Consider the following 12,445-nt stretch of genomic DNA (forward strand, 5'->3'; position numbering starts at 1 on the left):
AGCCCTGACGATGGCCCGGTGCCTGTTTTCTCCTTGCTCCTAGTCGTCTTCGGCTTCACCACCGGCGAGTTCGTGATCGCGGGGATCCTCCCGGACGTCGCGGCCGGGCTCACGGTCTCGATCCCGGCTGCCGGGCTGCTGGTGACCGCGTACGCGTTCGGCATGATCGTCGGCGGTCCGGTGGTCACGGTCGCGACCGCGCGGGTCGGACGTAAGCCGCTCGTGATCGGGCTGATCGCGGTCTCGGTCGCCGGCAACCTGGGGTCGGCGGTCGCGCCCGGGTACGTGACGCTGCTGGCCGCGCGGTTCGTCTCCGGGCTGGTCGTCGCCACGTTCTTCGCGGTCGCGATCGCGACCGCGGTGTCGACGGCGCCCGAGGGCCGCGAGTCGTCGGCGGTGGCGCGGCTCACGCTCGGCCTCAACCTCGGCATCGTGCTCGGTACGCCGCTCGGCACGTTCATCGGCCAGCACCTCGGCTGGCGGGCGACGTTCGTGACGGTCGCCGTGATCAGCCTGGCGGCGCTACCGCTGGTGCTGCGGTACGTGCCGGACCAGCCCGGCTCGGGCGGTCGTCGCGGAGTAGGCCCGGACGAGCGCGGCGTCGCCGGCGAGCTGCGTGTGCTGGCCGGCCGCGACCTCCAGCTCGCGATCGCGCTGACCGCGCTCGGCAACCTCGGCGTCGTGATGGTCTTCACCTACATCACGCCGCTGCTCACGTCGGTGAGCGGCTTCGGCGCCGGCGCGGTGCCGTGGCTGCTGCTGGCGTACGGCGCGGGCGGCGTGACCGGCAATTTCCTCGGCGGCCGGCTGGCCGACCGGGCGTTGCTGCCGGCGGTGATCGGGCTGCTCGCCGCGCTGGCCTGCGTACTCGGGCTGTTCTGGGCCCTTGGTGGCGTGCCCGCACTGGCGGCGGTGCTGACGTTCGCGACCGGCCTGCTGGCGTTCGCGATCATCCCCGGCATGCAGGCGTACGTGGTGACCACGGCGAGCGCGGCGCCCACGCTGGCACTGGCGATCAACGCCTCGGGCTTCCAGCTCGCGGCCGCGTTCGGGGGCTGGCTGGGCGGCTGGGTGATCGGGAGCGGGCCAGGGCTGGCGACGCTCCCGCTCATCGGCGGCGCGCTGACACTGGCCGGGCTCGCGGTCGGGTACACCGCGCTGCGCCGGTCTCGTACGCGGGCGTACGGCTAGACGTCGGGAGCGGCGCCGGGTAGCCGGCCCTCCCACTTGGTCGACAGCACGAGCGTGGTCCGCGTCCGCGCGATGCCGTCGATGCGGAGCAGGCGGCCGAGCAGGTCCTCCAGCGCCTCGACGCCCGGCACGCGGACCTTGACGAGGTAGGACTCGTCGCCGGCGATGTACCAGCAGTCCTCGATCGGCTCGACCTGCTCCAGCCTGGCGACCACCGCGCCCTGGTCTGCGCCGTCGGACAGCAGCAGGCCGATGAACGCGGTGACGTTCAGGTCGAGTGCGGACGGGCGTATCCCGGCGTGGTAGCCGGTGATGACCTGCTTGTCCTCCAGCCGGCGGACCCGCTCCTGAACGCTCGGCCCGGACAGTCCGACCAGCCGGCCGAGCTCGGCGTACGAGGCGCGGGCGTTGTCCCGCAGGGCCGCCACCAGCCGGGCGTCGACCTCATCCATAGACGACCTCCAGAAGTCATCGGTAATTCGTTAGGCAATCTGGTCCGCTTGCCTTAAGATCGTAGGTACAAAGACTAAGACACTAGCTAAGAAGAGGTTCGACACCACAGATGCACCTTGGATCCATTGAGTTCACCACGGTCCGCCAGCTCCCCTCGCTCGGCATGAACTCCTTGGCGAGCGGTCCTCGCGTCCCGACCCAGTCCGAAGGCTCGGTGTTCCGCGCGCTCAACGGCGAGCACACCCGCCTCCTGCGCCGCGTGCGCCGGCTCCGCCGTCGCGCCGGCTGACATCGATCCGTAACCTCCCAAGTCCGCGGCCGGTCGCCTGATCGGCCGCGGTCGTTCTACCCTCATACACATGACTCGGGCACTACCCGCCATCATCACGATCGCGCTCGCGATCTTCTGCCTGATCGACCTCGGCATGACGCGGGCCGGCGAAGAGGTTCGCATCCTGCCCAAATGGGCCTGGGTCTTCATCATCCTGTTCTTCCCCATCCTCGGCCCGATCGCCTGGCTGTTCGCCGGCCGGCCGAAGAACGACGCGCCGCCCCGCCCGCTGCCGCACACCTCCACCCCTCCCCTCGCCCCCGACGACGACCCGGCCTTCCTGGCCGACCTGGAGCGCAAGCAGCAGGCCAGCGAACGCGAACGCCTGCAGAAATGGCAAGCCGAGCTCGAACGCCGCGAACGCGAACTCGGCACCGACGACACCCCCTCAGACGGCGACAGCGACGGCAAGTCCGGCTGACGCCTGCCCGCGCCCATCGTCACCGCGGGGACTCCTCGGCTGCACCTGGGGCTGGCAAGAGACCACCACCGCCTATCTCGCCAATCTGGTTGACCGCTGCCCCCAGCTGGCTCTAGCTTCTGGCAATGAACGATGAGGCCCTGTCCGGCCAGGTGATCGAGTCCGCTGCTGCCGCGCTCAGCGCGCATTTCAAGACGCCCGTCCAGGTGATCGGGCAGGACCTGATCCGGGACGGACGGTCCAAGGTGGCCCGGCTCCAGCTCGCCGGTGCACCGGTCGGCAGCACGATCGTCAAGCTCGCCGGCGACAACCGGGCGCTGTGGTGCAACGAGTACGCCGGCCTCGCGTTCCTCTCCGGGCTACCCCGGCCACCGAGCGTCGTCCCCGGGTTTCAGGGCGGCGACCGGGAGCTCGGGCTGGTCCTGATCGAGGACTTCGGCGCCGAGCACAGCCTCGCCGACGTCCTGCTACACAGCGACGCCCAGACGGCCCGGCGAGCGATGTTCGGCTACGTCGACGCGCTGCTCGGGGTGCACCTGCCGACGTTCGGGCGCGGGGAGGAGTACGCCAAGCTGCGCGCGAGCCTGTCCGAGGACGACGGAGGCATGACGCAGACCCTCGGCAAGACGTGGGAGCTGCTGACCGAACGGCTCGCCGAGCTGGACAAGACCCTCGACCCGAGCCAAGCCGAGCCCGCCAAGCAGTGGATCGCCGCCGTCCTCGAGGCGGACAGCTCCTGGCACGCGTTCACCGTCAACGACTGCTGTCCCGACAACAACCAGGTCGCCGCCGACGGCAGGGTGCGGCTGTTCGACCTGGAGTTCTGTCACGTACGCCACGCGCTGATCGATCTCGCCTACGTCCGCACCACGATGCCGACCTGCTGGTGCCTGCGCCGCTTCCCCGAAGGGCTCGACGCCGAGCTGGTCGCGCACTACCGCGACCGCCTGCTCGCCGAGCGCCCCGAGCTCACCCGCGAAGGCTTCGACAGTGGACTGGCCGCCGCCGAGGCCTACCTCGCACTCGTCAACCTCTCCTGGCACATCGACCGCGCGACCCAGCCAGGCGGCGCCGAGACCGCGTACTTCGAGGAGAAGGACTTCCACATCCCGTCCAGGCGCCAGATGGTGCTGCTCCGCCTCGACGAGCTGGCCAGGACGACGAGCCGGCAGCCGGAGCTCGCCCCGCTCGGCAGCCTCGCCGCCCGGATCAAAGAAGCGGCCCGCCAGGCCTGGGGCCCGGTCGAGCCGCTTCCGCTCTATCCCGCGTTCAGCAGGACCTAAATACCGGCGTACGAGTGCAGGCCGGAAAGGAACACGTTCACACCGATCAGGTTGAACAGCAGCGCGCCGTACGCCACCAGCGACACCCACGAGACCTTGTTCCGCCAGCCGGCCGTCGAGCGCGCGTGGAGGTACGCGGCGTAGCTGACCCAGGTGATGAACATCCAGGTCTCCTTGGGGTCCCAGCCCCAGTAGCGGCCCCATGCCTCGGCCGCCCAGATCGCGCCCGCGATCAGCGCGAACGTCCAGATCGGGAACGCGAACGCGTGCAGGCGGTACGCCACCCGGTCGATCGCCTCGGCCGAGGGCAGCCGCGAGAGGTAGCCGGAGCCGGCCTCGGCCTTACCGGCGATCAGCCTGCGTTCGTACCGTGCCTTCACGAGCTGGAGCACACTCGTCAGCGCGCCGATCGTGAACACGCCGGTCGCCGTCACGGCAGCCGACACGTGGATCACCAGCCAGTACGACTGCAGCGCCGGGATCAGCCCGGCCACCGGCGTGTAGAGCCAGACCAGCGAGATCCCCATCACCACGAGCGCGAACCCGGTCAACGGCAGGCCCAGCCAGGTGAACTTGAAGCGCGGCATCAGCACGACGTAGGCCAGCGCGATGATGAACGTGCCGGTCGTCGCGAACTCGTACATGTTGCTCCACGGCACCCGGCCGGCCGCGAAGCCGCGGCAGACCACGCCGAGCCCGAGCAGCAACGTGCCGAGGATCGTGAGCCCGATGCCGATCCGCGAGAACTGGTCGACGCGGTACTGCTGGTTCCAGGCCGCCTTGGCCTCCGGATCGGGTTCCTCAGCCGACCCCGCGACCGTAGCCGTGTCCGAACTCGCGATGGAGTCGGCGATCGGATCGGCCGGGGCTCCGGCACCCACACTCGCGGCGACCTTGGCCTGCATGGCCCGGACCTTCGTGGCCGCGACCTGCGCCGTCCGCCGTTCGCGCGTGAACGCCCACTCCCCCGCGTGCGCCAGGAACGCGAGCACGAACACCGCCGTCGCGGCGTACATGAAGTTGTCCGACCAGCCGGCCAGCAACGTGTTCACTTCGAAGCCTCCTCCGCGGCGGCCTTCCGCCCGAGCCCGGTGGTGATCTCTTCGATCTCGGCGGTCAGGTCGCCACCCTCGGTCTTGTCCAGTCCGGCGACCGCGACAACGGTACGTTCACCGTCCTGGGTCACGCGCACCCAGGCTCGCCGCCGACGTACTACAAGCGATAGTAGCAGCCCGCCGAGCGCGAGGATGGCCGCCACCAGAACGACCGGAGCGCCGGGGTTCCGGCTGACCTGAAGGTTGACCCAGCGGCTGTACCCGTCGAACGTCACCGTGCCGACCCCGCCGGGCAGCTCGGCCTTCTCCCCCGGCTCCAGCGCGATCCGGTACGCGTCACCGTTCGCCGAGCGCAGCTGCGTCAGCTTGCCGGTCTCGAGCCGGTAGACCGACTGCGGCGCACCGGCGTCCATGCCGAGGTCGCCCTTGTACGCCGTGAGGAACACCGAGGGAGCCAGCGCGTCCGGGAACACCGAGATCGGCCCGCTCTTCGGGTCGAGCACCGCCGTCGGCAGGAAGAACCCCTGCAGCCCGAGCTGCTCGGGCAGCGCGTCCGGCGCCTTCACCACGCCCGACGAGGCGAAGTTGCCGTCCTGCGGCAGGAACGGCACCGGCCCGGAAAACGCCACATGCCCGTTGCCGTCGCGGATGGTGAAGCGTGGCGCGTAGCCGTGCCCGATCAGGTGCACCAGCGAGCCGTCGACGTCCAGCGGGTGGTTGAGCTTCAGGTGGTACGGCTTGGGGGTGTCGCCCGGCTCCTCGGTGTAGGACAGCAGCGCGTCGAACACCCGGGCCTGGCCGCGGCTCTCGCCCTCGGTCTCGAACTTCACGTCGAACTTCTTCACGGAAAGCGCGAACGGCGGCAGCTGGCTCTCGGAGAAGAACCGTCCGCTCTGGAACCCGTCGTACTGCGTGACGGTGTTGGCGAAGCCGTTCCCGACCACGACCAGCGCCGTGCCCTTGAAGCCGAACAGGCTACCGATCGCGATGCCGATCAACACGCCCACGATCGCGACGTGGAAGAGCAGGTTGCCGGCCTCGCGGAGGTAGCCGCGCTCGGCGGCCAACGAGGACCTGTCGTCGACGACGCGGTAGCGCCGGCCTCGCAGCACCTGCTTCGCCTTGGCCAGCACGGCTTCCGGTGACTCGTCGGTGGTCCACTCGCGATGCTCCGGCAGCCGCTGGAAGTTACGCGGGGCCGCCGGCGGGCGGGCCCGCATCGCGCGCCAGTGCTGGACCGTCCGCGGGACGATGCAACCGAGCAGCGAGACCAGCAGCAGCATGTAGATGCCGGCGAACCACGCCGAGCCGAACACGTCGAACAGGCCCAGCTTGTCGTAGACCGCGCCCAGCGTGGGGTTCTGCTTGATGTAGTCCATCACCTCGACGGGGTTGACCCGCCGCTGCGGAATCACCGAGCCGGGCACGGACGCCAGCGCCAGCAGGAAGAGCAGCAGCAGCGCGGTGCGCATCGAGGTCAGCTGCCGCCAGGCCCAGCGCGCCATACCGAGCACACCGATCGGCGGCGCCGGCGGTCGCGGCGGCGCCGGCTTGGTCGTGCCCGGCTGGTCCGGCTCGGCAGCCTCGGCAGCTTTGCCGGCCTTGCCGGCTTTGCCGGCCTTGGTGGTCTCGTCGGTCTGTGTCACGCGTCATACCGCCGTCTCGAAGCCGGTGATCCACTCGCGTAGCGGCCAGATCAGGTCGTTCCACAACCCCGTTACGAGCAGCACCCCCACCGTAACCAGCAGGATGCCGCCGGATCGCGTCACCCATGCCTGATGCCGGCGCACCCAGCCGAGCGCGCCCAGCATGCGCCGGAAACCCAGCGCCACAAGGACGAACGGGATGCCGAGGCCGAGCGCGTACGCCAGCGTGAGCAGCGCACCACGACCGGCCGTACCCTCGTTCGCGGCCAGCGTCATGACCACACCGAGCGTCGGCCCGATGCACGGCGTCCAGCCGAGACCGAACGTCACGCCGAGCAGCGGCGCCGCGCCCAGTCCGACCGCCGGAACCCGGTGGATGCGGACATCCCTTTGCAGCCAGGGGATCAGGCCGATGAACGCCAGCCCCAGCACGATCGCGACCACCCCGAACACCCGCATCAGCAGGTCGGCGTGCAGCACGAAGAAGCTGCCGATCGCGCCGAACATCGCGCCCGCGGAGACGAACACCAGCGAGAAGCCGGCCACGAACAACGCCGCTCCGGCGAGCATCCGCCCCTTCCGGCCCGACTCCAGGTCAGCACCGGACAGCCCGGTGACGTACGACAGGTAGCCCGGCACGAGCGGCAGCACGCAGGGGGACAGGAACGAGACCAGCCCCGCTACCAACGCGACCGGAATCGCGAGGAACAGCGAGCCCTGTAACGCGGTCTGGGCGAAGCCGTCGGCGACGCCGGTGGCGGCAGTACTCATCACTGGCATCACTGGCATCGCGCTATTGCCCGAGCCCCACAACGTCGAGCGCGAGCTGCGTCACTGTGGTCTTGGTCACCGGGCCGAGGATCATCGCCGCCACGCGTCCCTCCGCGTCGATCACGACGGTACTGGGGATCGCGCTGGGCGGGATGATGCTCCGGAAGCCCAGCAGCTGCTCACCGTTGGGGTCGAAGACGCTGGGATAGGGCACCTTGTAACGCCGGACGAACGCCTGCGCGGGCTCGACCGTCGCGTCGCGGGTGTTGATGCCGACGACCGCGACCCCACGACGTTCGAGCGCCTGGCTCGCCTCCACGAGGTCGGGAGCCTCCTTGCGGCAGGGCGGGCACCACGAGCCCCAGACGTTGAGTACGACGACCTTGCCCTTGTAGGCCGCGAGGTCGAGCGGCTTGCCGTCGAGCGTCCTGCCCTTCAGCTCGGGCGCGGCCTTGCGCTCGCCCGGCGGGATCGTGGTGACACCACTGCCGGAGACGTACCGGACATCGCCGTTCGAGCTCTGGTCGGGCGCGCCGCCGTTGCCACTGCAGCCGGCTGCGAGCAGGGCGGCGGCGAGGGGCAGAAGAAGGGCGAGCTTGCCCAGACGAGACAGACGACCGTTGGCTGGAAGCCTCATCACGCCCCTGCGACAAACTTCTTCGACACCTGAACGGGCAGCAGGTCGCCGGCCGGCTCGGAGTATTCGACCGAGACGATCCGGTCGCCGTCGTAGACGAAGGACGTCAGGCTGGCCAGGGTGCACTCCCGCTTGCGCGGGTCGTGCCACAGCCGGCGGCCCTCGACGTAGGAACGCACGGTCCAGATCGGCAGCTGGTGTGAGACCAGCAACGCCTCGCGGCCCTCGGCTGCCTTGCGCGCGTCACCCATCGCGGCCAGCATGCGCACGACGATGTCGCGGTAGGGCTCGCCCCACGACGGGCGCAGCGGGTTGCGCAAGTGCCACCAAGCGCCCGGATGGCGCAGCGCGCCGTCGCCGAGGCCGAACTTCTGGCCCTCGAAGAGGTTGGCCGCCTCGATCAGCCGATCGTCGGTGGCGACCGGCATGCCGAACGTCGTCGCGATCGGCAGCGCGGTCTCCTGGGCACGTTCGAGCGGCGAGGCACCGAGGTGGACGATCTTGCGGTCGACGACCGACTCGGCGATCCGTTCGGCCATCTTGCGGCCCAGCGGCGACAGGTGGTAGCCGGGGAGCCGGCCGTAGAGGATCTTGGCGGGGTTGTCGACTTCACCATGCCGGAGCAGATGCACGATCGTCTTCACGGTGACTAGTCTCCTTCCGGCGTGGCGGCGGCCGCCGCACGCGCTGCCTGCTCGGCCGCGGTCTCGATGCGGGACAGCGCCTCGTCGTCGTGCGCGGCACTGACGAACCACACCTCGAACGCACTCGGCGGCAGGTGCACTCCTCCATCAAGCATCGCATGGAAGAACGCACGGAACCGATGTTGCGCCTGCGATCGCGCTGCGTCGAAGTCGCGTACGCGGGGCGTTGTCGCCGGGTCGACGAAGAAGATGTTGAAGAGGTTTCCGGCGAACTGCGGCAGGTGGGGCACGCCCTGCTTGCTGAGCGCGTCGCTGACGATCCTCGCGACGGTTTCAGCGGTCTTGTCCAGCTTGGCGTAGAGCGCGTCGTCGGCCAGGCGGAGCGTGGTGAGGCCGGCGGTGGTCGCGATCGGGTTACCGGAGAGGGTTCCGGCCTGATAGACGGGGCCGGAGGGCGACAGCTCGGCCATGTACTCCTGCCTGCCGCCGAACGCGGCCGCCGGGAAGCCACCACCCATCACCTTGCCGAACGTCATCAGGTCGGGCGTCACGCCGTCGATGCCGTACCAGCCCTGCTTGGTGACACGGAAGCCCGTCATCACCTCGTCGGTGATGAACAGCGCGCCATGGGCGTGGCAGGTTTCGGCCAGAAACGCGTTGAAGCCCTCGTCGGGCGGGACGGCGCCCATGTTGCCGGCGGCGGCCTCGGTGATCAGGCAGGCGATCTGGTCGCCGGCCTGCTCGAACGCCTCGGTGACCGCCTGCTTGTCGTTGTAGGGGAGCACGATCGTGTCGCCGGCCTGCGCGCCGGTGACGCCCGGCGTATCGGGAGTGGCGAACGTCGCGACGCCGGAGCCGGCGGCGGCCAGGAGTGCGTCGACGTGACCGTGGTAGCAGCCGGCGAACTTGACCACTTTCGTACGTCCCGTCACGCCTCGGGCGAGGCGGATCGCGGACATCGTGGCTTCCGTACCGGAGGAGACGAATCTCACTTGCTGGACCGGTGTGCGGGAAACAATTTCCTCGGCCAGCTCGACCTCTGGGACCGTGGGAGTGCCGTAGGAAGTGCCGCGGCTCACGGCCTCGGTGACGGCTTTGATCACCTCGGGATGCGCGTGGCCGAGGATCATCGGCCCCCAGGAGCCGATCAGGTCGACGTACCTGTTTCCGTCGACGTCGGTCAGATAGGCGCCCTGAGCTGCGGTGATGAACCTCGGCGTGCCTCCGACCGCGCGGAAGGCGCGGACCGGTGAGTTCACCCCACCAGGCGTGACGACGCTCGCGCGGCCGAACCAGGACTCCGAGGCAGGTACGGTGGTCACCCGGCCATTGTGGCACCCGGACCTGGGCGCGCTTCCCGCGTGGCAGGGCCGCGCGGAGGGTGCCTGATGTCACGTTATGGGATCTTGAGAAGGCCGTAACCACTCTGATGTCTCATCGTTGAACCACGCGACGAGGCCGGGTCGTACTGGGTGCAGATCCCTACAGGCGGGAAAATCCTGTAGGATCACGCTGGGGAGGATGACTTCTAGTGTGTGGAAATCGCCCCAAGCGAGCTAGCCTTTACATAGTGACTCCAGCGACTTCCGTGCGCGCCGACAGGCTGCGCGCGGTCTGAGCTGGCTCGGCGCCCTCACCCCCCCGGGCGCGCCGGGCCTCCTCGGCCGCTTGGGTGCCGGGTTACCTCCCCCCCGACCCGGCACCCAAGCGGCCCCCTTCCCTTCGGGTGGAGTGTGCTCGCGGAAAGCGCGAGCCGTCGCCTCGGTCGGCTTTTCTCCCGGGGGGCGACCCCCCGGACCCCCACCGCGCCTTCGCTTCCGGGCGTGCGCTTGCTCGTGGTTGAGGCCCTCCCCCGAACACCACCGCTTCCCCGAACAGCACCGCTCACCACCGTCCGCTTCCTGCGGGCGGTCGCTCGGGCTGGGGCTCTCCGCTAGGCGGGATCGGGCCCGTTGGCTTCGCGGGCGGAAGCGGTCGGCGGGCTTTCGACCTTCTCCGTCACGTGACCTGGTGGACGATCGGGCCAGGCTCACGTGACAAGGCGAGCGGCACTGTCGTCCTGCTCGACCGTGGCTCCGCGGAGCAAGGCGTTCCTGACAGCTGGATCCGGGTCGGCCGGGCGGTCCAGCGCGGCGCGGCGGCTGTCCTGCTGGTCAACTTCTCCACCATCGCCGGCCGGATGGCCGGTGATCGGGGTGGCGTAGTACCGCGACGAGCGGATCCGTGCACGGTTCGCGAGCGGCGGTCGCAGGCCTACGACGTCGCCACGCGACGCCGGCACGCGCGCCGTGGTCACCGAGGCTGTCGCGCGAGCTGTCGGTGACCGCTCGGCCGAGCTCCGGCCGGCGCTAGCACCGGACAATGACCACGGGTGCTCGGTCATTTCGCTGCTGCCAGGTGAACTTGCCACGGGTGGGCGGCAATGACCTCGCACCCGTGGTCATTGCGACGCCGGCGTCCAGGACGTCGGGTGGAAGCGGGCGCCTGGCTGCCTCGGCGGGTTCTGCTGCCGGGTGGCCGGGCGTCCGGCGTTCAGCGTCTCGGCCATGATCCCGACCGCGGCGACCAGCGCCGCCGCGCCCAGGATGTCGGGCCCGCCTGCCAGCTTGTCCCACTCCACAGCGTGCGAGCCGTGGACGACGAGGCACTCGGCGCCGTCCGGCCAGAAGCCGTAGCCGAGCGCGGTCTCGACCTCGGTGTCGCGGTCGCGGTAGGCGAACGCCGAGCTGACCAGGCCCGGCGCCGGCGTACGCAGGATGCCGTCGCGCTGGGCGGTCTCGGCGAGCATGCGGTAGAGCCCAGTGAGTTTCGAGTCGGTGCCGAGCACCGGCCGCCAGGCGGCGAGCGTCGCCCGGGTCAGTGGGAGCGAGGCCACCGCAGTGCCCACAAGCTCGCCGGCCCAGGCGAGCGCGTCCGGGGCCACCGTGAACGGGCCGAGGCGTACGAATGCGTCGAACTCCGCCTTCGCCACCTCGTGCTGCCGGCGGCCCTCGGCGTAGAACGCCTGGAGGTCGCGGCTCACCGCAGGCGGCGGGCCGCCTCGACCGCCCAGTAGGTGAGGATCACGTCGGCGCCTGCCCGGTGGATCGAGGTCAGCGCCTCGTCGATCGCGCGCTCGCGGTCGATCCAGCCGTTGGCCGCGGCGGCCTCGATCATGGCGTATTCGCCGGAGATGTTGTAGGCGGCCACCGGGATGTCGACCGAGTCGCGCACCTGGCGTACGACGTCGAGATAGCCCAGCGCCGGCTTCACCATCACCAGGTCAGCGCCCTCGGCGACGTCGAGCGCGGTCTCCCGCAACGACTCGCGCGCGTTGGCGGGATCTTGCTGGTAGGTCTTGCGGTCACCCTGCAGCGACGACCCGACCGCCTCGCGGAACGGCCCGAAGAACGCCGAGGCGTACTTCACGGCGTACGCGATCACGCCGACGTCGGTCCGGCCGGCCGCGTCGAGCGCCTGGCGTACGACGCCGACCTGGCCGTCCATCATGCCGCTGGTGCCGAGCAGGTGGGCGCCGGCTTCGGCCTGGGCGAGTCCCATCGCGGCGTACCGCTCGAGCGTGGCGTCGTTGTCGACCGAGCCGTCGGGCGCGAGCACACCGCAGTGGCCGTGGTCGGTGAACTCGTCGAGGCACAGGTCGGACATCACGACGGCCGCGTCACCGATCTCGGCGATCACCTCGCGAATCGCGACGTTGAGGATGCCTTGGGGATCGATGCCGCCGGAGCCGACGGCGTCCTTCTCCAGCGGCACGCCGAACAACATCAGCCCGCCGACACCGGCCTCGACCGCCTCGACGACGGCCTTACGCAGCGAGTCGAGCGTGTGCTGCACCACACCCGGCATCGACTGGATCGGCAACGGCTCGGTGGCGCCCTCGCGGACGAACATCGGGAGCACCAGCTGCCGTGGACGCACCTCGGTCTCGGCGACCAGCCGCCGCATGGCGGGCGTCTGCCGCAGCCGACGGGGCCTGCTTACGGGAAAACCCATAGGCCCAAGAGTAGTGAGCG

Annotated in this window: 14 protein-coding genes; 4 read left to right on the forward strand and 10 right to left on the reverse strand. The window is 70.1% G+C overall.

The window, feature by feature from the left end; genetic code table 11:
- Positions 1 to 18 precede the first annotated feature (18 nt).
- The gene (locus tag ACYVF6_RS20200) at positions 19 to 1,191 is read left to right on the forward strand and encodes an MFS transporter (protein ID WP_460523539.1); all 1,173 of its coding nucleotides are present in this window, start codon (positions 19 to 21) and stop codon (positions 1,189 to 1,191) included.
- On the opposite strand, the gene ACYVF6_RS20205 is transcribed toward ACYVF6_RS20200, so the two are convergent.
- Positions 1,188 to 1,643: an Lrp/AsnC family transcriptional regulator gene (locus ACYVF6_RS20205; RefSeq protein ID WP_460523541.1), complete on the reverse strand. Its 456-nt coding sequence runs from the start codon at positions 1,641 to 1,643 to the stop codon at positions 1,188 to 1,190. The two genes, ACYVF6_RS20200 and ACYVF6_RS20205, sit on opposite strands and share 4 nt — an antisense overlap.
- Before the next feature lie 110 nt (positions 1,644 to 1,753).
- On the opposite strand from ACYVF6_RS20205, the gene ACYVF6_RS20210 reads away from it, so the two are divergent.
- From ACYVF6_RS20210 to ACYVF6_RS20220, 3 genes are all read left to right on the forward strand, one after another.
- On the forward strand, positions 1,754 to 1,933 hold the full coding sequence (locus tag ACYVF6_RS20210; protein WP_460523543.1) for a hypothetical protein: 180 nt from the start codon (positions 1,754 to 1,756) through the stop codon (positions 1,931 to 1,933).
- A gap of 70 nt (positions 1,934 to 2,003) precedes the next feature.
- Positions 2,004 to 2,396, forward strand: coding sequence for a PLD nuclease N-terminal domain-containing protein (locus tag ACYVF6_RS20215; protein ID WP_460523545.1), 393 nt, complete (start codon positions 2,004 to 2,006; stop codon positions 2,394 to 2,396).
- Between the two features lie 125 nt (positions 2,397 to 2,521).
- Positions 2,522 to 3,679, forward strand: a complete 1,158-nt coding sequence (locus tag ACYVF6_RS20220) for an aminoglycoside phosphotransferase family protein (RefSeq protein WP_460523547.1) — start codon at positions 2,522 to 2,524, stop codon at positions 3,677 to 3,679.
- On the opposite strand, the gene ccsB is transcribed toward ACYVF6_RS20220, so the two are convergent.
- The 9 genes from ccsB to hemB form a co-directional block, all read right to left on the reverse strand.
- Positions 3,676 to 4,731: a cytochrome C assembly family protein gene (gene ccsB, locus ACYVF6_RS20225; protein ID WP_460523549.1), complete on the reverse strand. Its 1,056-nt coding sequence runs from the start codon at positions 4,729 to 4,731 to the stop codon at positions 3,676 to 3,678. The two genes, ACYVF6_RS20220 and ccsB, sit on opposite strands and share 4 nt — an antisense overlap.
- On the reverse strand, positions 4,728 to 6,380 hold the full coding sequence (gene resB / locus ACYVF6_RS20230) for a cytochrome c biogenesis protein ResB (RefSeq protein WP_460523551.1): 1,653 nt from the start codon (positions 6,378 to 6,380) through the stop codon (positions 4,728 to 4,730). The genes ccsB and resB overlap by 4 nt, the downstream gene beginning before the upstream one ends.
- A 3-nt stretch (positions 6,381 to 6,383) precedes the next feature.
- A complete protein-coding gene (locus tag ACYVF6_RS20235; protein ID WP_460523553.1) occupies positions 6,384 to 7,151 on the reverse strand; it encodes a cytochrome c biogenesis CcdA family protein in 768 nt (255 codons plus the stop codon).
- A gap of 22 nt (positions 7,152 to 7,173) precedes the next feature.
- Entirely contained in the window at positions 7,174 to 7,788 is a 615-nt protein-coding gene (locus tag ACYVF6_RS20240; protein WP_460523556.1) for a TlpA family protein disulfide reductase, read from the reverse strand.
- Positions 7,788 to 8,432, reverse strand: coding sequence for a histidine phosphatase family protein (locus ACYVF6_RS20245; RefSeq protein ID WP_460523558.1), 645 nt, complete (start codon positions 8,430 to 8,432; stop codon positions 7,788 to 7,790). Before ACYVF6_RS20245 ends, ACYVF6_RS20240 begins: the two co-directional genes overlap by 1 nt.
- A gap of 5 nt (positions 8,433 to 8,437) precedes the next feature.
- Positions 8,438 to 9,754, reverse strand: coding sequence for a glutamate-1-semialdehyde 2,1-aminomutase (gene hemL, locus ACYVF6_RS20250; RefSeq protein ID WP_460523560.1), 1,317 nt, complete (start codon positions 9,752 to 9,754; stop codon positions 8,438 to 8,440).
- Between the two features lie 707 nt (positions 9,755 to 10,461).
- On the reverse strand, positions 10,462 to 10,713 hold the full coding sequence (locus ACYVF6_RS20255) for a hypothetical protein (RefSeq protein WP_460523562.1): 252 nt from the start codon (positions 10,711 to 10,713) through the stop codon (positions 10,462 to 10,464).
- 159 nt (positions 10,714 to 10,872) lie between these two features.
- Positions 10,873 to 11,454 carry a hypothetical protein gene (locus ACYVF6_RS20260; protein ID WP_460523564.1) on the reverse strand — a complete coding sequence of 194 codons (582 nt, stop codon included), beginning with the start codon at positions 11,452 to 11,454 and terminating at the stop codon, positions 10,873 to 10,875.
- Positions 11,451 to 12,425 (reverse strand): porphobilinogen synthase, encoded by a 975-nt coding sequence (gene hemB / locus ACYVF6_RS20265; protein WP_460523566.1) that lies wholly within the window; start codon positions 12,423 to 12,425, stop codon positions 11,451 to 11,453. Before hemB ends, ACYVF6_RS20260 begins: the two co-directional genes overlap by 4 nt.
- Between the last annotated feature and the right edge of the window lie 20 nt (positions 12,426 to 12,445).

Source organism: Flindersiella endophytica, from assembly GCF_054779015.1.

What these genes read in the sequence shown, in the direction of transcription:
- ACYVF6_RS20205 (WP_460523541.1), bottom strand. Translation starts at nt 1,643, where the DNA reads ATGGATGAGGTCGACGCCCGGCTGGTGGCGGCCCTGCGGGACAACGCC.
- ACYVF6_RS20210 (WP_460523543.1), top strand. Translation starts at nt 1,754, where the DNA reads ATGCACCTTGGATCCATTGAGTTCACCACGGTCCGCCAGCTCCCCTCG.
- ACYVF6_RS20215 (WP_460523545.1), top strand. Translation starts at nt 2,004, where the DNA reads ATGACTCGGGCACTACCCGCCATCATCACGATCGCGCTCGCGATCTTC.
- ACYVF6_RS20220 (WP_460523547.1), top strand. Translation starts at nt 2,522, where the DNA reads ATGAACGATGAGGCCCTGTCCGGCCAGGTGATCGAGTCCGCTGCTGCC.
- ACYVF6_RS20235 (WP_460523553.1), bottom strand. Translation starts at nt 7,151, where the DNA reads ATGAGTACTGCCGCCACCGGCGTCGCCGACGGCTTCGCCCAGACCGCG.
- ACYVF6_RS20240 (WP_460523556.1), bottom strand. Translation starts at nt 7,788, where the DNA reads ATGAGGCTTCCAGCCAACGGTCGTCTGTCTCGTCTGGGCAAGCTCGCC.
- hemB (WP_460523566.1), bottom strand. Translation starts at nt 12,425, where the DNA reads ATGGGTTTTCCCGTAAGCAGGCCCCGTCGGCTGCGGCAGACGCCCGCC.